The following is a 26,743-nucleotide window of genomic DNA, read 5'->3' as shown; positions in this document are numbered from 1 at the left end:
TTTGTTGCGTCACGCCGCGGCGCTGCGTGCCGGTGGGGCCATGAATTCAGGGCCGACCGGATCCGTGATGGTCTCGCGCAGGATCAGGTCAATCTCGGCCTTGGCCGAAGGATCGAGCGACCAGCCAACCACCTCGTCGACTGGCTGCAACTGATCGGGATGACGCGCCCCCCATAATGCTGTCGTGATGCCCTGGTCGAGCATCCAGCGGACCGCCAGGTGAATAACGCGCTTGCCGAAGCGTTGCGCGAGGCTATCGAGCCGGCCCACGGCGGCCCGATATTGTGCGAACCGAGGCCCGATGAACTTCGGATCGCTACGCCTCAGATCATCTCCATCGAAAACCGTATCCGCCCGCATCCTACCGGACAGGAGGCCGCGGCACAGCGCGCCATATCCCAGCATCGCGATTTTATTTTCCTGGCAATAGGGTAGAAGGTCGGTCTCAATTCCGCGTTCGAACAAATTGTACGGCGGCTGCAGCACATGCAACGGCGCAACACGGCGAAACCGCTCCATCTGGAGAACCGAAAAATTGCTCACGCCGATGGCGCGGATCTTCCCCTGCTGCAATAGCGTGAGCATCGCTTCCGCGGTTTCTTCGATCATCACCAATGGATCGGGCCAATGAACCTGATAGATGTCGATGTAATCGGTTCGAAGCCGGCGCAGGGAATCATCAACCTCCCGCATGATCCGGCCGCGGCTGGCGTTGCGGGATACTCGTCCGCCTTCCCATTGCAGCCCGGCCTTGGTGGCAACAAGCACGTCCGAACGCAGCCGGCCTTCGGCGATCGCCTTGCCCACGATCTCCTCGGAGCGACCGAATCCATACACCGGGGCCGTGTCGACAATGTTGATGCCATGCTCGAATGCGGCCCGGATGGTAGCGACAGATTCGGCTTCGTCGGTACCGCCCCACATCCAACCGCCGATCGCCCAAGTGCCGATCGCGACGGGCGACACCTCGAGTGAGGTGCCTGGAATTTGCGTAAGCTTCATGTTCGTTTTGACAACTTCTGTTTGATCATCCACGATTCTATTCCTTCTTAACTGCGCGCGCCCCGGGCGTGGAGGCGGCGGACAAATCCGGCCTTACTCGCCAATGACCGCGGGCACGGGAACGAGTCCCGCTTCCTCCGCGGCGATAAGCCCGAGGGCGGTCCAGTCGAGTTCGCCATGACCACGCGCGATACCTGTGATCAACCGGTCCCGAACCACGCCCACCGAAGGCATCGGGACCCCCGCTTTCTCTGCCTCCGCGAGCGCCAAGCGCACGTCCTTGAGCACGAGGGGCAAGACAAACCCGGGCGCGTATGTCTGTTTCGCAATCTTGTCGCCGTAGATTTTATGCGCCCGGCCGCCAAACATCGTGCTCGTCATAATGTCGATGAAAGGTTGCGGGTCTAGCCCGCGCTTTCGAATTACAGCAACGACTTCTCCAAGCATCTCCAGCGCCGTCGCGCTCATCATATTGCCGAGCAATTTAACGAGGTTCGCGTCTCCCGGGTCGGCACCGATCACAAAAGTCCTTTGTCCGAGGCCGTCGAGGACCGGTCGGCAACGCTCGATATCGGCTGGGGCGCCGGCAGCAACAATGAACAGCTGGCGCGCCTTGGCGGCTTCCGGATTTCCGAACACCGGCGCACTCACGTAGCCTTGTCCGTTCCGTGCGTGCGCGTTGGCCAATAGCGACGCGGTCGTCGTGCTGATGGTACTCATCGACAGATGGATCGCGCCGGGACCCAGACCCGCCGCCAGTCCGGCGAGGTTAACATCGGCGCGACCGAGCACGATCTCGCTCACGGCATCGTCATCCGGCAACATGCTGATGACGACCTCGCAGTGGAGCAAATCACCGATATCCGTTGTGGGCCGGAGACCGAGTGCCTCAAGCTTGCCGATCTGGTCCGGGTGACGGACATAGGCAATCACCTGTCGTCCCTCGGCCGCGAGGTTCGCAGCCATCGCCACTCCCATGCGACCAAGGCCGACAAAACCGATTTCGCCAAGCGCGGACCGGCGGGTGGCCGTCGCTTTCGAGCTGCCGGAGTACTCGCGGGACCGAATTTTGGATGCATCTCCGAAGGTAGGTGGAGAGCGAGAATCGTGCTTGGACATCCGGGCTCCTGATCTGCCGCGGCCGCGCGGTCTGATGCGTGCCCTTTGCGGCGGGCATATCCGGGATCTGGTGATGGGCCGGACTTGCGCTTGTCTCAGCTTGCGGCGCTTTACCGTTTTTTGCTTGGATTACCTGAAGCCGCGGTCCCGCTTGGTAACGGCATGGCACACGCTCCGCCGGAGTTCGTGCCTGCCCGCCCTGAATAAAATCGAATTTAGCTATCTGAACCGAAATTTAATGGTGCCGAAATTGCACCCGCTTACCTTGGCCTTCGACGGTAATTCTCCTGAGGCGGACGAATGTCTCTTCGTCCGTGCGCGGTAATGATGGCTTTGTGATCGTATGCTCCTGCCACAACTTCCAGATCCTCGACGCAAAGATGCTGGCAGAGGAAGAGAGCCGATACGGATGTCCGGAGGAACAAGAATGAGTGACCTCGGTATCGGCGTTTCGGGTTTCTGTCCCTCCCTTCCATCGATCGTCGAAATTTCACCGCCCGATATCGCTCGCCGCCGACTGGCGCATTGGGGTTCAATACAGGCAGACAATGTGAGAATTACCCGGCGCGAGACTTTCGAATACGGCTTTCAAGCTCGGAGACATTTGCTGATCGCTTACGAACGCGCAGAGCGAGATGACGGCGAGACGCTTATCGATGGCTTGCCAAAATCAACCTTACGCGAATTCAATTGCAAGCTCAGCTTTGTGCCTGCTGGGCGTCGGTTCTACGGGTGGCAGGCGCCACGGGTGCTGACGCGCGTCACCTATTTCTATATCGATTTACAGGACCCGTTGTTCGATCTGGAATCTGGCATCACCACCGCGATCAGGCCGCGCCTGTTCTTCTTCGATAAAGCCATCTGGGATACGGCACTCAAACTCAAGGCTGAGGTTGGGAATTCCGACCCAGGGAGCCGCCAGTACGCAGAGGCACTGGGCCTCGTACTAATGCACGAACTCATCCGATTGGACCGCACAACATCCACAGCGAGGCCGCTTAGTGGCGGCTTGCCGGCGTGGCAGCGAAAGCGCGTGGTGGAATTCATCGAGGAGCATCTCGCGGAGGAAATTTCGTTGGGCACTCTTGCAGAGCTCGTCAACCTGAGCCTCTTTCATTTTGCACGCGCCTTCAAACAATCCTTCGGCGTGCCTCCGCATCGCTACCATTCGGCCCGCCGGATGGATCGCGCCAGGAGCCTGTTGCAGAGGCCCGCGCTCTCGGTGACGCAGATCGGCGCGCAGACCGGCTTTCGCGAAACAAGTTCGTTTACGAGGGCGTTTCGTAAATTCACGGGACTTACGCCGACCGAATACCGGCGTCACGCGGAGGAATAACCTCAAAAGTGGAAATCGGGACGACCTGTGACGGAACCCATCGAAAGAGGGTCGGTGCCAATGAACCTCCCACTATCGAAGAACTATTCCATTGTTGGTGTCTTTACCGACGCCTGGATAGAGAAATTCCTGGAGCAGGCTGCGCGCATGAATGACACGCTGGCGCAATTGTTGGCCGAGGGGAAGATTCCACCGATCGATCGCTTCCTTCCCCTGGAACAGGTCAAGGAAGCGATGCGCGCCGTGGCTAATCGGACGGTTCAGGTCGGAATCGTCCTTGACGGGTAACCCCCTCGTACAATCGAGTTTGCCGTCCAGAAGGCCATAGATGATGGTACGGGTAATGGTTCACCAGTTCGCGCAACCAGGCGAGTGCAGCGCGCCAACTGTTGAAGCCGATTAGCCGGGGAGCCCTCTTTCATCCGCGCAATCCGGTACGTGTTGTCACTTCGGACAGTACTCAGCGATTTACTGAGGACGATTGTTGCGATATCTTGATCCGGTCCTATCGTGTATCGGACCGAGGCGTGTATGCCCGGCACAGCTTCGCGACCGTTCCTATTTGAACCGGTCGGGAGGGCGATATGAAGAGATTTGCTGTTTGCACAGCGATCATTCTTGGACTCGCTGGCGTCGCGTACGCGACGGCTGCTTCGGCCGACGACATAATGGTAACGAAGGCTGCGCCCGCCGTCGCCACGAAGTCTCCGCCGACGTCAGCGACGTGTAGCAGCCTTGAGGACTTTGTCGCCACGGCCTGCCCATTGACCTGGAATGGCATCACGGTCTACGGCACGATCGACGCAGGTGTGACGTGGCTTAGCCATGGAGCGCCCTTCAATGGGACATCCGCCGTCGGGGCAGATTATCTCATCCAGAAGTACAGCAATCGCCCGCAGTGGAGTCTCGCGCCGAACGGTTTGTCCAATTCAAACATCGGCATCAAGGGAAACGAGCCGTTCGCTCCCGGATGGGCTTTTATCTTCGATCTGCAAGCCGGGTTCGATCCTTATTCTCTCCAATTTTCCAATGGACCGCACTCGGTGCTTCAGAATGCCGGCGTGCCGCTCACCAGCCAAAACTCGGGCTCCGATTCAAGCCGGGCCGGGCAATTTTATAATTCCGTGGGCTATTTGGGCGTCAGTTCGCCCTATGGCACTCTGACCGTTTTCCGGCAGAACTCGCTAACTTTGGACGCTGTTTTCGCCTACGATCCGATGGGCGCTTCGTACGCTTTTTCGCCGATAGGCTGGCAGGGGATCACCTGCGGCGTCGGTGACACTGAAGACTGCCGATTTAGCACGTCGGTGAAGTATCGTGTGAACATTGGCCAGTTCAGGGTTGCAGCGCTCTGGCAATTCGGTGGCTACGAGCTGAACAACGCCGCGACGGGTTCCTATCAGTTCCAAATCGGCGGCGACATCGCCAATTTGGCCGGCGGCACGCTTTCGCTCGATGCAATTGGCAGCTACGTCCAGAACGCCGTGGCGATAGCGCTTGCCGGTAATACGCTGCCGGCGGTGTTGCCTCAGGTCGCCACCGCCACGCTTTCCGATGATTCCAGCGTGATGCTGGTTGGCAAATACAGCAACGGGCCCGTCAAGCTGTTTGCTGGATATGAATTCATTCAATATGCGCCCCCCAGCAATCGCTTTGCCCCCGGTGCCGGCTTTAGCGATATCGCGGGAGACTTCGTCTGCGCCGGCTGCAGTGCGATCAACGGCACGAACATCAACAACACGGCTTTCGACGCCGGCGACAAGTTATTCCACGTATTCTGGACCGGAGTGAAATACGCCGTCACTGACAATCTGGATGTGATCGGCGCTTATTATCACTACGACCAGCCCGCCTTTGGTACATCGGTCAATTGCGCCGCCAACGCCGCAGCGTTCGCAAACTGCCACGGGACGTTCGACGCTGTTTCTTTCGTCGCTGATTGGCAGTTCGCGAAAAAGTTTGATGCCTACGCCGGTATCATGTTCTCACAGGTCAATGGCGGCTTGGCGAACGGTTACCTTAATCGCAACACGATCGATCCCACGGTTGGTCTTCGCTTCCGCTTCTGAGAAACCTGCAGGTGCTTTTAGCCCGCGCCGGCGAGCTGATTTGAAGAAGCTTTGCCGCGGTGCATGAGTCTGGTTGTGGACACTTTTCGGACCTCACGCGAGGTCCGACTTGAGTCCAGAACGCGCACCAAGCGGACGTCCGCCGACCACTCTGAATTTAGGGGGTCACATTAGAATCACGCAAGATCAGCCGAACTTTGGCAAGGCTGATCGCCCTGCTCTTCGTGATCCTCTGTCTCTTGCTCCCGGTCTTCCCGTACCGCAACGCAGAGGTGGGCCAAATCCCACCCCTGCGTCCGCGTTCGGATGCCGCTCGAAGCGGCTAGGCCATGTTATCAATCGTCGTATTTCGGTCCGCCATGATAACGATACGCATTGGGCTCGGCCGCGGGATGCGGGATCATGGCGTTCCTGTTCTGCCACCTGTCGTCGCGAAAGTAGCCGCCGTCAGTATAGGGATTGCCGGCTCCATAGTTTTCGCAATTGGCGTTCGGGTAGAACTGGGCACAATAGCCGGGGTTAGAGATAACGGCCTGCGCCAGCGCAGGCGTTGCGAAAGCTGCCGCGGCAACAGCGGCGGCGCCGATCAGTGCGAATTTCATCTTGATCTCCTGGTTGAGCGTATGGGGTAGCGGTGAGCCTCTACATCGGAACGCGATTGCACTTCCGCCAATAAATTATGTTTCAGAAATCATTTCGGTGCGGTTCTCGCGTTGATCTCATTCAAAAGATTTAATGGTACCGAACCACCCCGCTGCCTATCTGCCTGCAGAGAACTAGCAGGAGATAACGGCCGTGAATCTCATCACCGGAAGACGGGGCGTATTGAGGACATTGGCTTTGACTGCGGCGACAGGCGCGATCGGTCTTGCCTCGGCGCGGGCTGAGCCCGCAACAACGGCTGCCGAATCCGTCATGACACCTCCCGGTGCCACCTACCTCGAAGCATTGAAGAGACGTTTGACGCAGGCGCCTCGCCGGCGCGACTTCAAAACCGTACCGATGATCCTAAGCCGTCAGGAAGAATGGGATCACGAAGCATTGACGGAGGTACTCTCCTATCGGCCTGCGCCAAGGCAGGCCTGGGACAACACCGACATCGCCGGCCCCTGGCTGAACCTGATGCGCAACGCGCTCAATTCGCAGATCTGGTCATTCAAGCATCCGGATTTCCTCGCCGTTTCGGTGACCCACGGCACCGCGCAGCTTGCGCTCTACGATCAGGCCATGTGGGACAAGTACCAACTCCGCAGACTGGCCGGCGACGAGTTCAAGACCAATACGCTGATCACCGAGCGGGGGTCGGTGACGGCCGATTCAGCCAACTATGAGGACCCGGCGGGGGCCTTCTCCGGCGAAGATAATTCGATCCCTGCGCTGATGCGGCGCGGCGTTGTCTTCATGTCCTGCCACAATGCAATTTGGGAGCAAGCCGCAGCCCTCCTCAAATCCGACATCAACCCTGACAAGCTCTCTCATGCTGCGCTCGCCGCAGAACTGACCAACCATCTGGTGGACGGCGCCGTTCTAATTCCAGGTGCCGCTGGCACGCTGCCCGAGTTGCAACAGGTTGGCTTTCACTACGCAACGTAATGCCGGCTGTCTGCGGTACATCGAGCCTCGGGTGTCCGCCGTTGCACCAGCTTGTGGTTGATGAACCCTCTTATGTCAGCGCACTCTGATTGTTCACGCCGGCGTCGATGCATACGGGCATCCGATCTCAACCACGCAGCCAGACCCGGGAACGATGGTCAATCGAAAGCCGTGCAGCCTTGCAATTGCGGCGACCAGGTTCAGTCCGAGTCCTAACCCTGACGTGTGTCCTGCTTTATCGGAGCGGTAGAAACGCCGCAGGACGGCGTCACGCTCGTGTTCGCTTATACCCGCGCCAGTATCCTTGACGCGCACAATGCTTTCGCCGTGGCCGGGAATCAGTCTGATTTCCACCCTCCCTCCACCCGGAGTGAATTTGACCGCGTTGTCGACGAGATTGGCCACAGCCTCGATCAGCAAATCCCGGTCACCGTAAGCGCTAAGTTCGTCCGGTGAGTGAACGAGAAGAGTAATGCCTTTGTCTTCGGCAATGGGATCGTACATGTCACCTACTTCACGTATGAGATCCGCAAGCGCTACTTTACCAAAGCCCGCCAACCGCTGGCTTTTCTCGATTTCTGCAAGCCGCAGAATGGCCGTGACGATCGCAAGCGACTGATCGATTCCCGCAATTGTTTTGTCCGCAACCATCCTCAGCTGATCCAGCGTTCTGGCTTTGGTAAGACCGCGCTCAAGCGTCAGTCTCGCCCGGGCGAGAGGTGTGCGCAAATCATGCGCGATGTCATTGCCGACGCCGGCAAGGGACTGAATGAGGGTCTCCATCTCGTCGAGCATGCCATTGACTATCATGGCAAGATTGGAGAAGGGATCGTCGCCGTTTCCGTGTGGCAGTCGTTCACGCAGGTTGCCGGCGACGATGCGCTGTACCCGCTCGTTCACCTCAAAGATACGTCTACGGGCGCGAGCGCTCAGCGCCCAGCCGACGCAGAGGCAAAGAAGGACGGCGGGAAGCAGACCAAGCGCGAGCGCCCCACCCAGAACACGTGCGATCTCCCCGACCTCATCGACGCTCCGTCCGATCACGAGCACGTCGCCATTCGGCAATTTTCGTGCAATCAGGCGGACCGCCTGTTGCTCCCGGCCACTTTCGTCCGCCCTGTCGACCACAGCGGTCTGTACCGCATCACCGGCCTTAAGATCAGGCGGCAGATGTTCCAGGTTACCAGCGATCCTGCGGCCGTCTGAGCCAAACAATGCCGTGAGCCGAACGCGGTCCGAATCCTGCTTCAGATCCTCATCGATCGCGTCAAGCCTCCGTTCGGGTGACAACTGCACGAAGAGGCGCATTTGGGAGGCGATCATACGATCCGATCGCATCGTCAAGTCATTTTTGGTTTTCAGATAGACGAAGCCGAGCAACGCAACGACAAAGGCCGCGAAGATCCAGGCGACCACCAAAGTCCACCGCAGCGTGGTCGACGCGCGAGCTCGGGCAATTGCATGAGATTCTTCCACGAGCAATTAGACAGGCGCGCCACTTTTCTGCTGGACTCGGGAGTTAATTGCGAGGCTTGGGGCAAAGCGGCCCTGCCTTCGTCAACATAATCTGTACTCCGCATTTGACTCGCTGCTCGCGCCCGCCCGGCCCAATTACCTGGTCCAGTTGCAAGCGAGCCTAGTCTGACCAACGCGAAGGCTCGATCCTACAGAGGTTGTTTCGAATGTCGTGTTGGTTTGGGATACCCCATACTTTGGTTTAACCCGCGGGAGGACTCGCTGCAGACGTGCGGCCTCTTTCTAAGAAGCCATCGCGGGTGGTGCAGATTTTGCGTGATGCGGATTTTGCGTGATACTGCGCCAGCGCTCACCGCGTTACCGACTGGTTCCGCCGCGATGCCGGTTCAGGGCGCCTTCGACGCAGCTGATCAAGGCGGGTCCAGCGAAAGGCTTGGCCAGGAAGCAAACGGCTCCCGCCTTCAGCGCGCGGGCGCGGACGCTCTCTTCGGGGAAGGCCGTGATAAAGATAAACGGCACGGTGTATCCCTGGGCGCGCATATGGTCCAGAAGGTCCAAGCCGCTCATAGCGGACATCTGCACATCCGCAATGACGCACGACGAGTCGTTTAGACGGATCGACTGCAAAAACTCCTCGGCCGACGCGAATGCATCGACCAGATATCCATGCGAGCTGAGAAGATTATTGGTCGCGGCACGGACCGACGCATCGTCGTCAATTACTGAAATCATTGAAAGCGTTGACAAGTCGGCCTTCCTGAAGTGAGAGCAAGGCGCTTGCCTTGGCACCGCCCCAGCCAACAAATGCGCCATGAATCAGGGTTGCAAAATCATACTTAGGTTTGTAGGCGCTAGGGTTTGTTGCGGCGAATTCCGAGCGTTTCGGCCTTTCTCACCAGATCGGCCAATGACTTCGCCCCCATTTTCCTCATGATATGGCCGCGATGGAGCTTCACTGTAATCTCGGCAAGTCCAAGTTCGGCCGCTACCTGTTTGTTCATGAGGCCAGACGATACCAAAGCCAAAACCTCCCGCTCGCGGGGGGTCAGGGTCTCAAGAAGCCTCTGCAAATGCGCGACTATCTTGTCAGCTTCGCGCCGCTTTCGATCCCGTTCAATCGCCGTCACCACAGCGTCGAGCATCTCTTGTTCGCGAAACGGTTTGGTGAGGAAATCGACCGCTCCGCCCTTCATGGCCCTGACGGTCATCGGAATGTCGCCATGGCCGGTCATGAAGATGATTGGCATGTGAATGTTCGCCTTGGCCAGTTCGGTTTGAAAGTCCAGCCCGCTCAACCCGGGCAACCTGATGTCAAGGACCAGGCAACTGGCGACCTCAGGCAGCTTACTGTGCAGCATTTCGGGCGCCGAACCGAACACCTCAGCCTTCAGGCCCACCGATTGAAAAAGATTGACCAGTGCCCTGCGCATCGATGCATCGTCGTCGATAACAAAGACGACCGGCTCCTCGGCATTGGCCGGTTCATGCGATGATCTGGGGCGCTCGGTCATGACGCATCCTCTAGATGCAATGGCAGCACGAATTGAAACGTAGCACCGGGGCCCTCGTTGCGGGAGGCCGACAGACGTCCGCCGTGGGCTTCCACGATCGAACGGCAAATTGAGAGCCCCATGCCCATGCCGCTGGACTTGGTAGTGAAGAAGGCCTTGAACAGCCGGTCCGCGTCATCGACGGAAATTCCAACGCCACAATCCGTCACACTCAGGAACACTCGGGATGTCTCGTCCTGGCCTGATCGGATGACCAGTTCGCGTGGTCGATCCGTCACCGACTGCATTGCTTCAATTCCATTCATCACCAGGTTGATAATCACCTGCTGCAGTTGGACCCGATCACCAAGGACCGTGGGCAGAGCTGGCGCCAACTCCGTTCGCAACGAGATCCGGTGGCTGATCAACTCGCGCTGCACCAGCGTGACGACCTCCCTGACGACATCATTGACGTCGAGCGGAACCTTCTCTGTCTCAGTCTTGTTCGCGAGCGCCCAGACACGCCGGACTACCTCGCTCGCCCGGTTGCCGTCGTCTATCACCCACTCCACCGAGCGGCGCGCTGCGTTCAAGTCGGGCGTCTCCCGGTTGAGCCAGCCTAGACAGGCCTCGGCGTTGGCGACGACAGCGGCGAGCGGCTGGTTCACTTCATGGGCGATGGAGGCTGTCAGTTCGCCCAAGGTGGTCACGCGCGTAACATGCGCGAGTTCCGCCTGCGCCTTGCGCAGCGCCTCTTCGGCGTGATCTGCGCGGATCGTCGCAGTGATATCGGTGCCGGTGCCCCGATAGCCCAGGAAATCGCCGCTTATGTCAAAAAATGGCTTGCCGCTTGACCGGACATATATCGGAGATCCACTCTCGCTCACGGTGCTGTACACGAAATCGCGAAATGGCAGATGTGCCTCGTGCATCGCCCGATGCAGTTGCCATTTTTCTGGTTCGGATTCGACGTCGGTTGCAAGATCCCAGCGAGCCACGCCAGTTATGGGTGACGGCACGATGCCAACGGCTTTGACGTGCTCCGATATGCGGTTGATCCGGTGGTCAGGTCCGGTCTCCCAGAGCCAGTCGGAAGCCGTTTCGGCATAGTCGCGAAAGCGCTGCTCGCTCTCGCGAAGTGCAACCTCGGCAAGCTTGCGGTCCTCAATGTCGGTAGACGACCCGTACCATTTGACAATGTTACCCAATTCATCGCGCAACGGTTCGGCTTGGAACAAAAACCAGCGATATTCACCGTCGAATCGCCGGAGCCGAGCCTCAAGCCCGCCCCGCCTACCGGACTCCCGTATTGCGCTCCACTTCTGCAACATGCCCTTCTTGTCGTCAGGATGAAAAGCGCGAGGCCAACCGACCGCGGCCTGATCCAGTGAGAGGCCGGTATAGTCGAGGGCCGGTTGATTAAGGAAATCGGGGCTCCCATCGGGTCCTGCGCGCCAGACCAGCGTCGGGATTGTGTCGATGACCAGTCGCAGGCGATCTTCGGATTTCTTGATTTCGTCAACGGCCTTTTGCAGCGTCTGCTTTGCGGCGTATTGCTCGGTGACGTCGACATGCGTACCGATTACCTCGATCACGTCACCGTCACTGCTCACGACAGGATGACCCACGGAATGTACGTGCTTTGTCGATCCATCCTGCAGAGCGATTCGAAAATCAACTTCGAAGTCTGCTTTCTCACGGATGGCCTTGGGTACTACTTCCAAAATCCGACACCTGTCTTCGGGAAAAATACGATCCTGAAACGTTTGTGCTGACAAAATGTCCTTATCTCTTTCCGGATCAAACCCGAACAGTTGATATACTTCGGCCGACCGATACACGAACTCCCGCCGCCGCACGTCCCAGGCCCAGCTACTTGTATGACTCAAACGCTGGGCTTCGGCCAAATAGGTCTCGGTGCGCCGCAGCTTCCGTTCCGCTTCCCGTGCAACCGTCACATCCGTCATCGCCCCGACAAACTCGATTTCACCCGATTCATCTCTCACGGCGTGAGCTACGGCGTGGAGGTACTTCACGGAGCCATCTGGCATCAACAATCGATATTCATGGTCGAAATCGTTGCCGTCACTGGACGCCTGCTGGATGGTCTTTTGCACGGCGGCGCGATCTTCAGGATGGGTGCGTTGGAAAAGAAGCTCCAGGCTCGGTCTCGCCGCTCGGTCGTATTGGAGGATTCGGAACGTTTCATCTGACCAGAAGATTTCTCCCGTCGAGATATTCCATCCAAAGCTTCCAGTACGGCTCAATCTCTGCGCTTCGGTCAAATGCATCTCGCTATGCAGCAACGCGGCTTCGATCCGCTTTTGATCCTTCATCGCCATCCGCAGATCATCGCCGGAAAGCCGGAGATCTTCCGTTGTCTTTCTCTGCGATGAAACCATGAATGAAACAACGATGGACGTAATTAAAAACAGGATGAGACGCGGTACCTCCGAACTCTCCAGAGCAAATAAACTTTGCTTCCAAGTAAATGAATTGATTGGGGGCATCAGGTAATAGTGGAAGGCCAGAACTGCGAGTACAGTCGCCATCAAGGCAGGGCCGAAACCGCCAAACCATGCAGTAAAAATAACGGCGCAAAGCATCAACGATGCGATGGCTTCAGCATGCAGTAGAAGTGTTATAAGCTCCGTAGCAATTATCGCCATTGCGACCGAAAAGACTGCCATTGCGTGGCAGGATATCGTGGACAGCTTTGGCCATTGTGAGAGATCAGGTTTAGTCATTCTCGGCACTCGTCTGCTTCGGGTGATGAGACTGCTGACGGACGCTGGGGACAGCTCGCGACGCCACCAAACTGCGCGGCTAAATACCCGAAATTCATGGTCTGGCTACGCATCATTTCGCAGAGCTACCGGGTCTCCCGGCGAGCGCTATTAGAGCACTTCGGAAGAAAATCAGCAATTCGTTCCGGCTTGAACCGGCGCATGACGGCGGTTTACCGGACTGGTCCGCACGCGGCTTTGTTCGCCGCGGGTGTCCGCAGGGACGCGTCGCCGCCGCGCATAAATGACGACGGTCCCGTTGGTCCGTCAACTTAGGCGGACACTCGCCGCTGCGCTGCAGGAACATCGTGGCGCGAAAGGCAAACACCACAAACTTCCGTATAGCTCGTCTGATCCCTTTCGATATCGCGCGCTTACCTACGTACGATTGAGCCATCAGCCTCAATCATCTTAGTTTCACCGTTAATCCGAAGAGCCGATTGCAGGTGACAACATGTTCACGACCTCGGTGAAAAAGATTGAGCGAAGCCGCAGCAAGACCGCGGGGCTGGATCACGTAGCTGGCCCCTCGGCAAACGATCTTCACGTCGGCGAAGAAGTCTGCTGCTTCATCTTAGGAGACGCGCACATGAGAACCAAACTCTGCTCACAATGTCCTTATGCGCCGCGAGACTTGGCAGGCCATTGCTACTCCGAAGGGGTTCTTCACGTCTGCGCGAAGTGCGATGGCCCAGGAGCGAGCACCCACCACCCACGCAAGGTCCACAGGAGGCAACAATGCGCAACAGCCCTCAATATTCCTGGAACGGCGCAGCCAAGCGTTGCGCAGTCTGCGACGGAAAGTTTGGCCTTATACGCCACTACTGCTGGCGAACGCCCCTCTGTTCGAAGAGGTGCGTCGACCGCCTCAAGACGCGCCAGGAAGGCGACCGCAGATGGTTGCGTCGACTTCACGCAGCCTGACAACGGTTGCGGCAACACTTCCCGGGCAACATGGCACATGCCCGATCGCCCGCGCGTTAGCTGTTGCGACGATGCGGACTGCTATCCGACCGAAATCAGGTACGTCGACGGCAACATCTACGTAAACCGCCGAGAGGACCGAAAGTACATTCTCGTTCCGCCGGAAAAGGTCGAGCGACATAGAAACTACTCCAACGGCAGAAATCACCTCTGCCCTCCGCAACCCCTTGGTCCTCACCCGTCCGGTACGGCCCTTTTCTTCGCATTGGGAGGCAGCACGTGAGATTCATCTTGGTGAATGGGAGGACGCCCCGCCCGCGATCCGTGTGTGTGATGTGCGATCAGCCGGTCGGAGTGAACTACCTGCGCGAAATCGGAACGCAACTCATCTACTGCGATCACAATTGCTATGCAGGTCACTGCCAAAGCGCCGTGCTGCTTCTCGAAAGTCAGTCAAAAGCATCGTGAAGCCTTCATGGCCGAATAAGCCGGGCCTTTGGCCAGAATCGTTGGATGTCTGCCGTAGAGGCCAAACTGACATCAATCTACTTAGTCCCCAGTGAAGCGATGAACAGGCACTTTTCGATGTATCAACTGCACCATTTCCCAGCAATGCTGAGCGCCATCGATTTCTATCTGGTGATGCTCTCGCGCTGGCGCGCCCAATGGCCCGCCCGCCGCGTTCGCGCCCCAAAATCGCAAAGCCTCTCGACAGGGTGACGGCCCTCCCCTTCGTCCGCCGGGCGTACGGGCGAGAAGGAATCACCGGCGAGATCTGCTGAACGATCAACCAATCCGGCCATCGGGGACGAGTCCGTGCGGTCGGGGGAAAGGACATTACGATGAGAGCTCATAACATCAGCCACAGACCCGATCGGACGGACTCATTATTCGTCGGTTCTGAGTCAAAGACTTCGGAGCCGAGGTCAGCGTCAATACATTTGCTAAATCCATCAACCAAACCTGGAGGGCACCGAGGCGCCGTTCGGAGCACGCCGGTGCCGCCAACGACGCAGGATGAAATGGCGAAGCTTCTGGCCGATATCGACAGCGTGCCTATTCTGGTTCGTTCCCTCATCAAGGATCTATCGGCGGAAATGCGATCTGACTTTAGCTCCAAGGTCGCCGATATTCATTCGCTGCTTTTGAGCACACTTGAAAAGATAGTTGATCGAACGCGTGGATCTTCCCTGCGGAGAGGACTCACCTCAAATCGGCCGCTCGCGATAGTTGAATCGCGATCGCGGGCAGAACCTTTGGTCCGGCTGCCGGCGCTGCTGAATGAAACCGTGCTGCGCGTGGGACCGCTGGAGCTCGACCTCCTGGATCGAACTGCGAAGCGTGACGACCGTCAGATCGATCTGCGGCCACGCGAGTTTCACTTGCTCAAATACATGATGCAACGACGCGACCAGTTGCTGACTCGGGCAACCCTCTTCAAGGAGGTATGGCGCTATAGGTTCGTCCCTGAAACGAACCTTGTCGATGTTCACATGGGCCGACTTCGTCGCAAGGTGGACGGGCCAAATGAAGCCCCCATGATTCGCAACGTCCGCGGCGTTGGCTTCGTTCTAAGCGCGACTCCCTGCTCACAGAATTCGCCGTCGAGAGCGGACGAGCGATCAAGCACTCTGGCCGTCGCAGATAAATCTCCGCGGTCGGTAGCATGAGCGGTGCAATGACAACCGATAAGACCAACGGACGAAGATCCGTCCTTCCGGCGCGGCATTTTCTGCAGCGTGATCCGCGCCTCGCGTCTGGCGAGGGTAAACCTCTCCGCGTCCTCCAATCGAAAATTCTAGCGCTGAGGCTTTCGGAAAGCATCGGTCGGACGGTACCGGCCGGCGGCAACGCAAGAAGTCTCGCACATTCAGGAGCCCACCATGTCCAAAACCCAGGAGCACACCATGTCCACAACGAAGCGATTTAGCAATGCCACCGGCTCGCCGGTCGCCGATAACACCAACATCATGACCGCGGGTCGGCGCGGCCCGGCGCTGCTCCAGGATATCTGGCTGATCGAGAAGCTGGCGCATTTTGACCGGGAAGTGATCCCGGAGCGGCGCATGCACGCCAAGGGCTGGGGAGCCCACGGCACGTTCACGGTAACCCACGACATCAGCCGCTACACCAAGGCCAAGATTTTCTCGAAGATCGGAAAGCAAACGCCGATGTTCGTGCGGTTCTCGACCGTGGCCGGTGAGCGCGGCGCGGCCGATGCGGAACGCGACATCCGCGGCACCGCCCTCAAGTTCTATACCGAGGACGGAAACTGGGACATCGTCGGCAACAACACGCCGGTGTTCTTCTTCCGCGATCCGTTGCGGTTCCCCGACCTCAACCATGCCATCAAGCGCGACCCGCGCACCGGGCTGCGCAGCGCGGACAACAATTGGGATTTCTGGACGCTGCTCCCCGAGGCGCTGCACCAGGTCACCGTCGTCATGTCCGATCGCGGTATCCCGAAGAGCTTCCGCAACATGCACCTGTTCGGCAGCCACACCTTCTCGATGCTCAATGCCGCCAATGAGCGCGTCTGGGTCAAGTTTCACTTCCGCTCCCAGCAGGGGATCCAGAACCTCACCGACGCCGAGGCCGAGGCCCTTGTCGCCAAGGATCGCGAAAGCCACGGCCGCGACCTGCTCAATGCGATCGAGGCGGGCGACTTCCCGCGCTGGACGCTTTTCATTCAGGTGATGACCGAAGCGCAGGCAAAGACTCATCGGCACAATCCGTTCGACCTGACCAAGGTCTGGCCGAAGGCGGAGTATCCGCTAATCGAGGTCGGCGTGATGGAGCTCAATCGTTACCCGGACAACTATTTTGCGGAAGTGGAGCAGGCCGCCTTCTCGCCCGCCAACATCGTGCCCGGTATCGGCTTTTCCCCGGACAAGATGCTCCAGGGGCGGCTGTTCTCCTATGGCGACACCCAACGCTACCGGCTCGGCGTCAACTTCAACCACATCCCGGTCAACGCACCAAAATGCCCGTTCCAGAGCTACCATCGCGACGGCAAGATGCGTACCGACGGCAATCTAGGCGAGACGCTTACTTTCAATCCCAACAGCGCGGGGCTTTGGGACAACCAACCCGATTTCGCTGAGCCGCCGATGCCGATCGAGGGCGATGCGGCGCATTGGGACCACCGCGTCGACGATGACCATTGGGAGCAGCCCGGCAACCTGTTCCGAAAAATGACGCCGGCACAGCAGCAGCTGCTGTTCGAGAACACGGCGCGGGCGATGGGCGACGCCAGGTTGCACATCAAGCAGCGGCACGTCGACAATTGCACGCGCGCGGATCCGGCCTACGGCGCTGGCGTCGCGAAGGCGCTCGGCCTCGATTTCAGACCGCGGACGATCGCGGCGGAATAGGCTCGCTGGCTGGCGGCACTCACCTGCGCCGCCAGCCATCCCCAACCAACGTATCGCTCCTCGGCAAAATCTGATCGCGCCGAGTTGTCAATCTCATCTTTGGAGTCGACGATGACGTCCAACCGGATTGCACCCAAACTCCTCGCGGAGTTCATCGGCACCTTCGCATTCGTGTTCATCGGCGCCGGCACCGCAGCGGTGATCGGCGATGGTGTCGGCCTACCCGGTATCGTCGCGGTTGCGTTCGCCCATGGCCTCGCCATCATGGCCTTCGTCTTCGCCTACGGCTCCGTGTCGGGCGGGCATATGAATCCCGCCGTCACTGTCGGCGTGCTCGCGACGGGCGCGATCAGCGCCGGTGAGGCGATTGGCTACATCATCAGTCAGCTCATTGGCGGTGTCGTCGGTGCGCTGTTGTTGCGGAACGTACTGGGAGGAGCAGAAACCGGCCTCGGCACACCTGCACTCGCGCACAACCTCGCTCTGGGCACCACGTCCCTGACGATTACGCCCGCCGCCGGCTTCACGATCGAAGCCGTGCTCGGCTTTTTCCTGGTCACGGTCGTACTCAGCACGGCGGTCGCGGGCCGCGCCGGCGCTCTCGCTCCGCTGGCGATCGGAATGACGCTGACGCTCAACATCCTCATGGGCGGGGCGCTCACGGGCGCCCCCTTCAACCCGGCGCGAGCGCTGGGCCCGATGGTCGCGACCGGTAATTTCAACGACGCTTGGCTTTACGTGACAGCCCCAATCGTTGGCGCCATCGTCGCTGCCATTCTGCACACCGGTCTCGCCTGGCTCACCCAAGAACGGGCGCCCGAGCTCGGCAGGGCCGTCCGGACACCCGCCGAATGAATCCCATTCAAGGCTTATACGTCGAGGGCCTGTGCGCCGGCCTGCTTCGCAGGTAGCGCGTAGCAGACAAACCCGATCACCAAAGGATTCCCAGAATGTTCGACTATAACGGGAGCTTTCAATCTGCCATCGCTGCCCTGAAACGTGAACGCCGCTATCGCATGTTCGCCGATCTGGAACGCAAAGCGGGACAGTTCCCTCACGCGCTCTGGAACAGCCCGAGCGGTAAACGGAATGTCGTTGTGTGGTGCTCGAACGACTATCTCGGCATGGGCCAGCATCCGAAAGTGATCGAAGCGATGTGCGCCGCCGCGCGCACGATGGGCGCGGGCGCGGGCGGAACGCGCAACATCTCGGGCACTAATCGGGCGCTGGTAAAACTGGAGGACGAGCTTGCCGACCTCCACGGCAAGGAAGCGGCACTCGTTTTCACCTCGGGCTACGTATCCAACCATACGGGCATCGCGACGATCGCGAAGCTCCTTCCGAACTGCCTGATCCTTTCTGATGCACTCAACCATAATTCCATGATCGAAGGCGTGCGTGCCGCTGGCTGTGCCAGGCAGATCTGGCGCCACAACGATCTTGAGCACCTCGAGGAGTTGCTCTCGCGCGCAGCGCCCGACCGCCCGAAGCTGATCGTGTTCGAGAGCGTCTATTCGATGGACGGCGACATCGCTCCACTCGAAGCGATCTGCGACCTCGCAGAGCGCTATAACGCGATGACCTATCTGGACGAGGTACATGCAGTTGGCATGTATGGGCCGCGCGGCGCTGGAATCGCCGAGCAAGAAGGCGTGATGGCGCGCATCGACGTCATCGAGGGAACGCTCGCCAAGGCCTTCGGGACGCTCGGCGGCTACATCGCCGCCAGCGACGCTGTCGTGGACGCGGTCCGATCCCATGCGCCCGGATTTATCTTCACGACGGCATTGCCTCCCGCGGTAGCTGCGGCTGCGACAGCCTCGATAGCCCATCTCAAGACGTCGGGTGCAGAGCGTGCGGGCCAGCGCACCGCCGTGGCAGCGACCAAGGCGGCGCTGCGAAAAGCCGGCCTGCCCGTGCTGGCGACGGAGACGCATATCGTGCCGGTCATGGTCGGCGATCCCGACCTGTGCAAGCGGGCGAGCGATATCCTGCTTGACCGGCATGGGATCTACATCCAACCGATCAATTATCCAACGGTTGCCAGAGGCACCGAGCGATTGCGGATTACTCCAACCCCCGCGCATGACATTCGGCTGATCCAACAGCTAACTGACGCCATGATTTCCGTGTGGCAGGAGCTCGATCTCCCGCTCGGAACAGACAACGAGCCCGTCCAGCACCGTACACAGACGATCGCCGCTGGAGGATAACATCGGGATTGCTCGACCCTTCGCAATCTCAGTGCGTTTGGGGTCCATTGATCTGGCGCATCCGCCGTTTTGGGCGGAGACGCAAGGAAGCGATTTTTCCGATCAGCAGCCGGGCGGCGATACTCCCGGCGTTGCCGAAGCGCCGGTCGCGTTGGCCGGTGACATCGTGCCGGGCGTTGCCAGATTCATCGTCGTACTCTCGGCGCATGCCGACGTGTTCGGCGTTGGTACAACCGCCCCTGTCGGATCGATACTGGTGCCACCAAGCTGCGCGACGTCTTGCTGAATCGCACCGGGCGGCGGGTTCGCCGGAATTTCCGGCGTCGAGAGCGGCAAAGCCGCGCCGTTGGTCGGCGGGCCTCCCGGCATAGAGCTGCATAGGGTGGTAGAGGAACTGCCAAGCGGGGCCGTTGGCGAGATATTTCCGGTCGTGGTGATACCGATTGACGTGGGAATGGTTCCCAAAGGTCCCACCGGCGTCATCGCGGTCGGTGACGTCGTTGTGGCCGTCGTGCCTGGCATTGATGTGGAAATTACGCTCTGTACCGTCGATGACATCGGTACGGGAATCGCGGCAATGGAAGGCGACGGCAGAGGGGGTATCGCGGGCAGCTGTCGTGCCGGTATGGTCGAGCCGGGAAAAACAGTCACGGATGATGTTTCCGGCTGTTGGGCAAATGTCAGCGGTGGGATCGCACTTCCAGGTGCAGACGTGGAATCAGTTGTAGACGTGGAAGAGGTAATCGCTACAGCCGATGTCGTCGGGGCCGCGGGTATCGACGGTGTCGTTCCGGTTGTACCAGCCATAGACGAGAAGGAAGTAACAGGCACTGCCGGAGTTCCCGGCGTAATTTGCCCTGTCGGTGTGGAGCAGACCACGACCGTCCCCGGAATCGTAGGATCAGAGGCCAGCGGCACGGCGGCCAACGTCGTGTCGGGAGCGCCCGGCTGGGTTGTCGCCGAGAACGGGCTTGGACCATTGAGCGGCGAAGTCACGATCGTCGCTGGCGTCGATGAAAGTCCCATGGCTGTGGTGCCCATGGTGGACACCTGCGCCCAGCTGGCGTTACAGGCTAACAATAGGGCGGCCGTTGTGAACAGCAGGCGTCGCATCGCAAATCCTTCCTCCGCGATGATTTAGCTCGTCTGAGTTTTGCGCACCGACCGCACCGCGACCTTGCTGCCTTCCGCCAGGTTCACCATCGGATTGAGGATGACCTGATCGCCCGGCTTGACGCCGTCGTGCACTTCGACTTCCGTGCCGAAGTCACGCGCGATCGTGATCTTCTGCAGATGAGTTGCTCCGTTCTCGACGACCGCGACATGCAGGCCGTTCTCATCGAATACGACCGCCTCGGCCGGTATGATCATCGATGGCGTCTTGCGTGGAATATACAACTCGACGGTACAGTAGATTCCGGGACTAAGCGCGCCGTCCGGATTGGGGACGTCGATCTCGGTCAGCAGCGTCCGGCTGCCGGGCTGCAACGCGCTCGCGATGCGCGTGACCTTGCCGGGAAAGCTGCGATCCGGAATCTCGGGGACACGGACCACCGCGTCGACGCCGGGCCCAAGTCCGAAAGCCTCGTCCTGCGGGACGAACACCTGGGTGCGGATCACATCAGGGTGCATCAGCGTGAACATGAAGGTCGATCCGGAGGTCACCAGGCTCCCGTTGTCGATGTTGCGTTGTGTGATCACACCGTCAAATGGCGCGACGACGCGCTGATATGCCTTTTCCTGCTCGAGGATACGAATCTGGGCTTCCTGGGCAGCAATATTGGACTGAGCCACTCCCACCGCCGCTTGCTGCGCCTGCAGGGTCAGGCGATCGTTGTCGCCCTGCTGAAGCGTGAGCCATCCCTGCTTGACCAGCGTGCTGTCGCGCGCATTCGTGACCCGGGCGAGCTCATGGCTTGCCTGCGTCTGCTGCAACGTCGCCTGATTCTGGGCCAGCGTCGCCTTGGCTTGCGTAATCTGGTGATCAAGCTCGGGGGCGGTAATGTCCGCCAGCAGGGCTCCGGCCTTGACGCGATCGCCGATATCGACGTAGCGCTTTTCGATGTAGCCATTGGTGCGCGCGAAGATATTGGCCGCCTCAAATGCCGTCGTCGTCGCCGGCAAGCTGACAGTAATTTTACTGTCGCTGGCGCGGACCGTAGCCACGGCAACATCGGGAACAAGGGTCCGGCTCTGCTGTGCGACAGCCTCGACATCCAGCCCGGCCTGGTAGTGGCGCCAGGCGCCCGTTCCAAGGCCGCCCACGAGCAACAGCAGGGCAACGCCGCCAAGCAGCGCCCCTCCATAGCGACGTCGCCTCTTGGACGTCACATTGGGCAGTGCAACAACGCGATCTGTTTCGGAATCAAGCCGGTTCTGAACACTTTCTCTTTCCGGCCGCACACTGGTCTGGGTCATTCTTAGATTTCCTCGAATACGCCATGGTGAGGCTTTCCGTCGTTGCCTTTGCGCAGCATGGCGAACAGGTAAGGCACGATCAGCAATGTTGTCGGTGTCGCGAACAGCAGGCCGCCGATGACGGCGCGCGCAAGCGCCGCGTTCTGTTCCTCGCCGGCGCCTCCGATCGCCATCGGGATCATGCCGACGATCATCGCGGCGGCTGTCATCAGCACGGGACGGATTCGGGTGTGGCCGGCACTCAGTGCGGCCTCAAAGGCGGAGTGCCCTTTCAGCTGCTGCTCGCGCGCGAAAGTCACGAGCAGAATTGAGTTCGCGGAAGCGACGCCGACCGCCATGATCGCCCCCATCAGCGACGGCACGTTCAGCGTGGTACCGGTGATGAACAGCATCGTGACGATCCCACAGAGCGTCGCCGGCAGAGCCAGGATCACCACGAACGGGTCGCCGAAGGTCTGATAGTTCACAACCATCAGCAGATAGACGAAGACCGCGGCGAACAGCAGACCGATGCCAAGATTCCGGAACGAGTCGTTCATGCTCTGGATCTGGCCGATCACCTGAATCGAATTGCCGGGCTTGAGTTCCTTCTGCAGCTGCGTTGTCACTTTATCGATGTCGGCTGCGACACCGCCGAGATCGCGCCCCTGCACGCTCGCATAAACGTCGTAAACCTCCTGAACATTGCTCTGGTTGGAATTGGTCGGAACCGTGTCCCGCTTGAACGTCGCGATATTGCTGAGCATGCCAGGGACGATTTGACCGCTGACCGCCAGCGAAGTCGACACCGGGGTGTTGGCGAGCGCGTTCAGCGAGTTGACCCTGTATTCCGGTGTCTGTACGGCCAGATAATACGGAATCCCCGAAGCCGGATCGGTCCAGAAATTTGGCGACACCTGCACCGACGAACTCAGGCTGACATTGATGTTGGTGGCCACCGTGCTGGCATTGAGGCCAAGCTCAGCGGCCCGAGTCCGGTCGATATCTGTGTAGAAATCCGGACCGTCGACTTCCTGTTGCAGGTGCGCGTCGGCGATGCCGGGAATCGCGGCAAGACGCTGACGAAGTTTCTTTGCCAACGGTAGGTTGTTCGGGTCGGAGCCCATCGTCCGGACGTCGATCTGCGCCGGCAATCCGAAGTTCAGAATCTGCGTCACGATGTCGGCTGCCTGGAAATAAAACGTATCCTCGGGAAATTCGGCGGGCAGCACCTGACGCAATTTCTTGATGTAGTCGGCGGTCGGCCTATGGCCTTCCTTGAGCGCCACCTGGATAACACCATCGTTGATTCCAATCGTGGAGCCGTCGGCGAATGCCAGATTGTAGGCTCGCGCCGGCAGCCCGATATTGTCGATAATGAGCCCGCGGTCCTTGTCCGGAATGACTTCGCGGATCTTGTCCTCGACCTTCTGGAATATCGCCTCGGTGCTTTCGATGCGGGTCCCGGCGGGAGCGCGAACGTGAAGCTGGATCTGGCCGCCGTCGATGAGCGGGAAAAAATCCCGGCCAACGAGCATCGCCATTACTGCGCCGAGACCGAGTATCAACACGGCGACGACAGGCACGATGGCTCGCCGCCGAAGCAGAAGGGTGAGAATTTTCATATAGCCATCACGCAGTCGCTCGAAGCCGCGCTCGAATGCGGCGGAGATCCGCGAGAAGAAACCTGCCGGGCGCCCATCGTCCGTGCCATGACGCTCACTCCTCAGCAGCAAGCCGATCGTGATCGGCGTCAGGGTGCGCGACAAACCGTAGGAAGCCAGCATCGCAAATACGACGGCAAGTCCAAGTGGCGTGAACAGGTACTTGGCCGGCCCGTCGAGGAACACCACCGACGTGAACACGCAACTGATGGCGAGAGTCGAAACCAGCGTCGGCACCGCAATTTCGGCGGCGCCGTGCAGCGTCGCCTCCGAAAGCGGCATCCGCTCTTCGGTCCATAGTCGGTGGGTGTTCTCGATGGTGACGGTCGAGTCGTCGACCAATATACCGACCGCCAGCGCAAGGCCGCCGAGCGTCATGGTGTTCAACGTTTCTCCGAGAAAGTACAGCATGATGAGGGACGACAGGATCGCCAGCGGGATTGAGATCATCACCACCAGCGTCGAGCGCCAGGAGCCAAGGAAGATCAGAATCATCAGCGCGGTGAGACCCGCCGCGATGGCGCCTTCCCGCAGCACGCCGTTAACCGAGTTCGTAACGAATACCGACTGGTCGAACAGCTCGTTGATCTTCAGTCCCGCCGGCGCCGCGGCGCGGATCGCCTGCAGGGCCTGCTTCACGCCGTTGACGACCGCCAATGTGGAGGCATTGCCATTCTTGATCACGCTGAGCAAGACCGAGCGATGGCCGTCCTCGCGCACGATGTTCTGCTGCACCAGCGATCCGTCGCGGACCTGAGCCACGTCCTTCAACAGGATGGTGGCGCCGTTGACGAACTTGACCGGCATTTGATTGAGATCGTCGATCGACGCCGGTGTCGCGTTGGTTCGCACGGTATATTGGGTTTTTCCGATCTTCGCGGTTCCTGACGGCAGCGTCAGGTTCTGGGTATTGACCGCGTTCACGATGTCGAGCGGCGTCAGACCCCGGGACAGCAGCTTGTCCGGGTCGATATCGACCATGATCTGCCGATACTTGCCACCGGCCGGCGTCGGCAGCGTGACGCCGGGAACCGGCGCCAGTTCCTGGCGAACGCGGTAAATGCCGAAATCGTAGAGCTGCTGCTCGTTCAGGCTGTCCGAATTGAGACTGAGTTGCAGCACGGGAACGCTCGATGCATTGAACTGCACGACGATCGGCGGCTGGATCCCGGGCGGCATCAGCGCGCGAATCGAATTCGTCGCGGACACGACTTGCGCAATAGCGAGGTCGAGATTCACGTCGGGCTGGAAATAGAGCTTCTGGATCGACAGACCATTGAGGGTCTGCACTTCCATGTTCTTGATGCCGTTGACGTTGGCGCTGATGGAATACTGGCTGTAGGTGCTGACGCGCTGTTCCATCTCCGGCGTGGTGAGCCCGGTGTATTGCCATATGACCGTCACCACTGGAATCCGGATCTCCGGAAAAATATCCGTCGGCATTGATCGGATGGCGGCGACGCCGAGAAACAGGATCAGCGCTGCCAGCACGTAGAAAGTGTGAGGAAACCGCAACGCAAATCGAACAATGGCCATGATCTATCCCTGCAGCTCAGCTCCGCGAACGAAGCCCTGTAACCGGCGTCGACTATCGAGACATCTTCATTCCGTCACGGGCGACCGAGCCGTCAGTCGAATCCGATTGCGGTGACGACTCGGCGCGGGGCTGCTCCGGCGATTGCGCTGGGGACGATCGCTTGTCACTGACGGCATCCCGCATGACCATGATCTCCTGCTGCTGCTTGGCAACGATCTCCCGAGCCAGTCGGCGCAGCTGCTCGTTATGGCCGTATTTGAGTTCGGCCTTCGCCATATCGACCGCGCCTTGATGGTGCGGCACCATCATTGCCACGAAATCGCGGTCGACATCGCCGCTCGGCTTGATCGTCATATCTGCCATCATCTTGTTCATGGCGGCGGCGTTCTCCGACAGGAACGGCTTCTCCCGCGAATGAGCTGGCTGGTCCGCGACATATTGGATCGGCATCGCTCCACGGACGTGATCCGTCCCCTTCGGAACCTCTGCAAGGGCGAACGATGTCGCGGCGACTGACGCCGTGGTTGCCAGCGAGATCATGCGTTTGCGGACAAAAGAGCGCGAGAACAGAACCATCTTCACCTCCGGACATCGTAAGCCGCTGCGTGCGCGAACTTTCCCGCGGCACGCCCTTGAGTTCACCGGTATCTTCTTGGAGGGTCGCCCCAACAAACTTTCGACAACAGAACAAGCGCCGGAAGCTACTCTGACAATGGTCAGCGTCGCGACGTTCTCAATTAAAATCTGATTTAGAATTCTGAAATTGGTTTGAACGTCCGGCAATCGATGGACGAGTTACCGGACTTATTAAGCTACCAAAAGGTCGGTGACTGCGTTGATGCTCGAGCGTCAGGATCAGCGGAGGATTTCCACCGTACGACGCACTTGACTTCACGCGCCGTTGAAACGAAGCGAGGAATTGTTACTTTCATCAGTCGATCGCCGCTCCATCTCCATGGAGAAGCCAAACGCTGTTGGCTTTTATATCCAATGGAGAAATCGAATGACTAAGCTTAAACTTCTGTCGGCTGCGCTGATCGCCGCGGCCACGCTCGCAACTCCCGCTATGGCTCGTGAGAGCCATGTAACCTCGCGGCACATCGCAGCGGACGCCAATACGAGTACCACGCATGGCGAGCGTTATGTTGACGGACGTCTGTGCTATCCGGCTCCGGCCGTAGGCGCCTTTGCCACGCAGCCCTGGGATAACGGTCCGCCTTGCGAACCCGCGCCGGTCAATTGATCCGTCCGTGTCGTAGATCGGCCTAGCAAATCCGGGATCAATATCGATCCGGACTGAGCGCTAACGTGACCGCGTTCCAAGAGGTCGGGCTGGCCACGAAACTCCATCAGCCCGACTTCTTGTATGGCGCTTCCTGGTCACGTCGAAGCGCAAGCTTGAATCCGGGTCACTCGCTGCTTACGAGTAACTGGAACGTCGCACTTCGTTCGGCCGAAATACCGCAATGAGAGAAAACAACAGCGATATCGGTCAAGCAATTACACGTGCCCGATAGATTTAAATCTCGACCGGAAGCCCCCGTGGGCAGTCGATCGAAAATGGTCCTTGAATCAACACGGATGCACGGAGCATCTCAAAGAGGTCTGTCAATGTTGCGCAACGCTGCCGTCGTTCTTGCAATTCTCCTTGTTTTCGGAGTATCCGGGCTTCCCGCCAGTGCATTTACCCGCGGCAGCGGTTATGGTGGCTGTAGCGAAAGTGATGGTTTTCGCGAAAATCACCTTAGCGGCTGCTTCCGCCG

General features: G+C 59.3%; 21 protein-coding genes. 11 read left to right on the top strand and 10 right to left on the bottom strand.

All coding sequences use genetic code 11. The features are described from left to right. Positions 1–9 precede the first annotated feature (9 nt). Both BLV09_RS31910 and BLV09_RS31905 read right to left on the bottom strand, forming a co-directional pair. A complete protein-coding gene (locus BLV09_RS31910; RefSeq protein WP_349536699.1) occupies positions 10–1,035 on the bottom strand; it encodes an aldo/keto reductase in 1,026 nt (341 codons plus the stop codon). Positions 1,036–1,095: 60 nt separating this feature from the next. After that, complete coding sequence (locus BLV09_RS31905; protein WP_146690232.1) at positions 1,096–2,121, bottom strand: NAD(P)-dependent oxidoreductase; 1,026 nt, start codon at positions 2,119–2,121, stop codon at positions 1,096–1,098. Between the two features lie 427 nt (positions 2,122–2,548). Here BLV09_RS31905 and BLV09_RS31900 point away from each other — a divergent pair, with 427 nt between their 5' ends. The 3 genes from BLV09_RS31900 to BLV09_RS31890 all read left to right on the top strand — a co-directional run bounded on the left by BLV09_RS31900 (position 2,549) and on the right by BLV09_RS31890 (position 5,526). After that, positions 2,549–3,457, top strand: coding sequence for an AraC family transcriptional regulator (locus tag BLV09_RS31900; protein WP_167558947.1), 909 nt, complete (start codon positions 2,549–2,551; stop codon positions 3,455–3,457). A 60-nt stretch (positions 3,458–3,517) separates the two neighbouring features. Continuing rightward, on the top strand, positions 3,518–3,745 hold the full coding sequence (locus BLV09_RS31895) for a hypothetical protein (protein WP_244548857.1): 228 nt from the start codon (positions 3,518–3,520) through the stop codon (positions 3,743–3,745). 296 nt (positions 3,746–4,041) lie between these two features. Beyond that, positions 4,042–5,526 carry a porin gene (locus BLV09_RS31890; RefSeq protein WP_146690230.1) on the top strand — a complete coding sequence of 495 codons (1,485 nt, stop codon included), beginning with the start codon at positions 4,042–4,044 and terminating at the stop codon, positions 5,524–5,526. Positions 5,527–5,861: 335 nt separating this feature from the next. Here the strand turns inward: BLV09_RS31890 and BLV09_RS31885 are convergent, their stop codons facing one another. Beyond that, a complete protein-coding gene (locus tag BLV09_RS31885) occupies positions 5,862–6,128 on the bottom strand; it encodes a hypothetical protein (RefSeq protein WP_146690229.1) in 267 nt (88 codons plus the stop codon). A gap of 193 nt (positions 6,129–6,321) precedes the next feature. On the opposite strand from BLV09_RS31885, the gene BLV09_RS31880 reads away from it, so the two are divergent. Continuing rightward, a complete protein-coding gene (locus BLV09_RS31880; RefSeq protein WP_146690228.1) occupies positions 6,322–7,119 on the top strand; it encodes a transcriptional initiation protein Tat in 798 nt (265 codons plus the stop codon). Positions 7,120–7,212: 93 nt separating this feature from the next. Here the strand turns inward: BLV09_RS31880 and BLV09_RS31875 are convergent, their stop codons facing one another. From BLV09_RS31875 to BLV09_RS31860, 4 genes are all read right to left on the bottom strand, one after another. Further along, on the bottom strand, positions 7,213–8,535 hold the full coding sequence (locus BLV09_RS31875) for a sensor histidine kinase (RefSeq protein ID WP_244548856.1): 1,323 nt from the start codon (positions 8,533–8,535) through the stop codon (positions 7,213–7,215). A gap of 417 nt (positions 8,536–8,952) precedes the next feature. Further along, on the bottom strand, positions 8,953–9,327 hold the full coding sequence (locus BLV09_RS31870) for a response regulator transcription factor (protein WP_100386175.1): 375 nt from the start codon (positions 9,325–9,327) through the stop codon (positions 8,953–8,955). Between the two features lie 119 nt (positions 9,328–9,446). Next, positions 9,447–10,106, bottom strand: coding sequence for a response regulator transcription factor (locus tag BLV09_RS31865; RefSeq protein ID WP_146690227.1), 660 nt, complete (start codon positions 10,104–10,106; stop codon positions 9,447–9,449). After that, entirely contained in the window at positions 10,103–12,832 is a 2,730-nt protein-coding gene (locus tag BLV09_RS31860) for a PAS domain-containing protein (protein ID WP_244548855.1), read from the bottom strand. The genes BLV09_RS31865 and BLV09_RS31860 overlap by 4 nt, the downstream gene beginning before the upstream one ends. Positions 12,833–14,817: 1,985 nt before the next feature. Between BLV09_RS31860 and BLV09_RS31850 the strand changes: the two genes are divergently transcribed. The 6 genes from BLV09_RS31850 (at position 14,818) to BLV09_RS31825 (ending at position 20,523) form a co-directional block, all read left to right on the top strand. Continuing rightward, positions 14,818–15,465, top strand: a complete 648-nt coding sequence (locus tag BLV09_RS31850) for a winged helix-turn-helix domain-containing protein (RefSeq protein WP_244548854.1) — start codon at positions 14,818–14,820, stop codon at positions 15,463–15,465. A 237-nt stretch (positions 15,466–15,702) separates the two neighbouring features. Continuing rightward, positions 15,703–17,169, top strand: a complete 1,467-nt coding sequence (locus tag BLV09_RS31845) for a catalase (protein ID WP_146691393.1) — start codon at positions 15,703–15,705, stop codon at positions 17,167–17,169. A gap of 111 nt (positions 17,170–17,280) precedes the next feature. Then, positions 17,281–18,024: an MIP/aquaporin family protein gene (locus BLV09_RS31840; protein ID WP_146690224.1), complete on the top strand. Its 744-nt coding sequence runs from the start codon at positions 17,281–17,283 to the stop codon at positions 18,022–18,024. 95 nt (positions 18,025–18,119) lie between these two features. Beyond that, a complete protein-coding gene (hemA, locus tag BLV09_RS31835) occupies positions 18,120–19,382 on the top strand; it encodes a 5-aminolevulinate synthase (protein WP_146690223.1) in 1,263 nt (420 codons plus the stop codon). 31 nt (positions 19,383–19,413) lie between these two features. After that, the gene (locus BLV09_RS31830; protein ID WP_146690222.1) at positions 19,414–19,668 is read left to right on the top strand and encodes a hypothetical protein; all 255 of its coding nucleotides are present in this window, start codon (positions 19,414–19,416) and stop codon (positions 19,666–19,668) included. Between the two features lie 60 nt (positions 19,669–19,728). Further along, positions 19,729–20,523: a hypothetical protein gene (locus tag BLV09_RS31825; protein ID WP_167558946.1), complete on the top strand. Its 795-nt coding sequence runs from the start codon at positions 19,729–19,731 to the stop codon at positions 20,521–20,523. Here BLV09_RS31825 and BLV09_RS31820 read toward each other — a convergent pair. Genes BLV09_RS31820 through BLV09_RS31810 form a run of 3 tightly spaced genes read right to left on the bottom strand, consistent with a single transcriptional unit; the run spans position 20,520 to position 25,556 of the window. Then, positions 20,520–21,800: an efflux RND transporter periplasmic adaptor subunit gene (locus BLV09_RS31820; protein ID WP_146690220.1), complete on the bottom strand. Its 1,281-nt coding sequence runs from the start codon at positions 21,798–21,800 to the stop codon at positions 20,520–20,522. The genes BLV09_RS31825 and BLV09_RS31820 overlap by 4 nt on opposite strands. A gap of 2 nt (positions 21,801–21,802) precedes the next feature. After that, positions 21,803–24,979 carry an efflux RND transporter permease subunit gene (locus BLV09_RS31815; RefSeq protein WP_146690219.1) on the bottom strand — a complete coding sequence of 1,059 codons (3,177 nt, stop codon included), beginning with the start codon at positions 24,977–24,979 and terminating at the stop codon, positions 21,803–21,805. A gap of 52 nt (positions 24,980–25,031) precedes the next feature. Then, entirely contained in the window at positions 25,032–25,556 is a 525-nt protein-coding gene (locus BLV09_RS31810; RefSeq protein WP_433994368.1) for a DUF305 domain-containing protein, read from the bottom strand. A 427-nt stretch (positions 25,557–25,983) separates the two neighbouring features. On the opposite strand from BLV09_RS31810, the gene BLV09_RS31805 reads away from it, so the two are divergent. Continuing rightward, positions 25,984–26,223 carry a hypothetical protein gene (locus tag BLV09_RS31805; protein WP_100386165.1) on the top strand — a complete coding sequence of 80 codons (240 nt, stop codon included), beginning with the start codon at positions 25,984–25,986 and terminating at the stop codon, positions 26,221–26,223. Positions 26,224–26,743 lie beyond the last annotated feature (520 nt).

Origin of the sequence: Bradyrhizobium canariense (genome assembly GCF_900105125.1) — a bacterium.
Taxonomy (GTDB): domain Bacteria; phylum Pseudomonadota; class Alphaproteobacteria; order Rhizobiales; family Xanthobacteraceae; genus Bradyrhizobium; species Bradyrhizobium canariense_A.
Note: the sequence above shows the minus strand (reverse complement) of the source record. Positions and strands in the feature narration are given on the sequence as shown.

Bases quoted from the DNA above. Each gene is read 5' to 3' on its own strand.
- BLV09_RS31905 (WP_146690232.1), bottom strand. From the start codon at position 2,121: ATGTCCAAGCACGATTCTCGCTCTCCACCTACCTTCGGAGATGCATCC.
- BLV09_RS31900 (WP_167558947.1), top strand. From the start codon at position 2,549: ATGAGTGACCTCGGTATCGGCGTTTCGGGTTTCTGTCCCTCCCTTCCA.
- BLV09_RS31895 (WP_244548857.1), top strand. From the start codon at position 3,518: ATGAACCTCCCACTATCGAAGAACTATTCCATTGTTGGTGTCTTTACC.
- BLV09_RS31890 (WP_146690230.1), top strand. From the start codon at position 4,042: ATGAAGAGATTTGCTGTTTGCACAGCGATCATTCTTGGACTCGCTGGC.
- BLV09_RS31885 (WP_146690229.1), bottom strand. From the start codon at position 6,128: ATGAAATTCGCACTGATCGGCGCCGCCGCTGTTGCCGCGGCAGCTTTC.
- BLV09_RS31870 (WP_100386175.1), bottom strand. From the start codon at position 9,327: ATGATTTCAGTAATTGACGACGATGCGTCGGTCCGTGCCGCGACCAAT.
- BLV09_RS31865 (WP_146690227.1), bottom strand. From the start codon at position 10,106: ATGACCGAGCGCCCCAGATCATCGCATGAACCGGCCAATGCCGAGGAG.
- BLV09_RS31860 (WP_244548855.1), bottom strand. From the start codon at position 12,832: ATGACTAAACCTGATCTCTCACAATGGCCAAAGCTGTCCACGATATCC.
- BLV09_RS31850 (WP_244548854.1), top strand. From the start codon at position 14,818: ATGGCGAAGCTTCTGGCCGATATCGACAGCGTGCCTATTCTGGTTCGT.
- BLV09_RS31845 (WP_146691393.1), top strand. From the start codon at position 15,703: ATGTCCACAACGAAGCGATTTAGCAATGCCACCGGCTCGCCGGTCGCC.
- BLV09_RS31840 (WP_146690224.1), top strand. From the start codon at position 17,281: ATGACGTCCAACCGGATTGCACCCAAACTCCTCGCGGAGTTCATCGGC.
- hemA (WP_146690223.1), top strand. From the start codon at position 18,120: ATGTTCGACTATAACGGGAGCTTTCAATCTGCCATCGCTGCCCTGAAA.
- BLV09_RS31820 (WP_146690220.1), bottom strand. From the start codon at position 21,800: ATGACCCAGACCAGTGTGCGGCCGGAAAGAGAAAGTGTTCAGAACCGG.
- BLV09_RS31815 (WP_146690219.1), bottom strand. From the start codon at position 24,979: ATGGCCATTGTTCGATTTGCGTTGCGGTTTCCTCACACTTTCTACGTG.
- BLV09_RS31810 (WP_433994368.1), bottom strand. From the start codon at position 25,556: ATGGTTCTGTTCTCGCGCTCTTTTGTCCGCAAACGCATGATCTCGCTG.
- BLV09_RS31805 (WP_100386165.1), top strand. From the start codon at position 25,984: ATGACTAAGCTTAAACTTCTGTCGGCTGCGCTGATCGCCGCGGCCACG.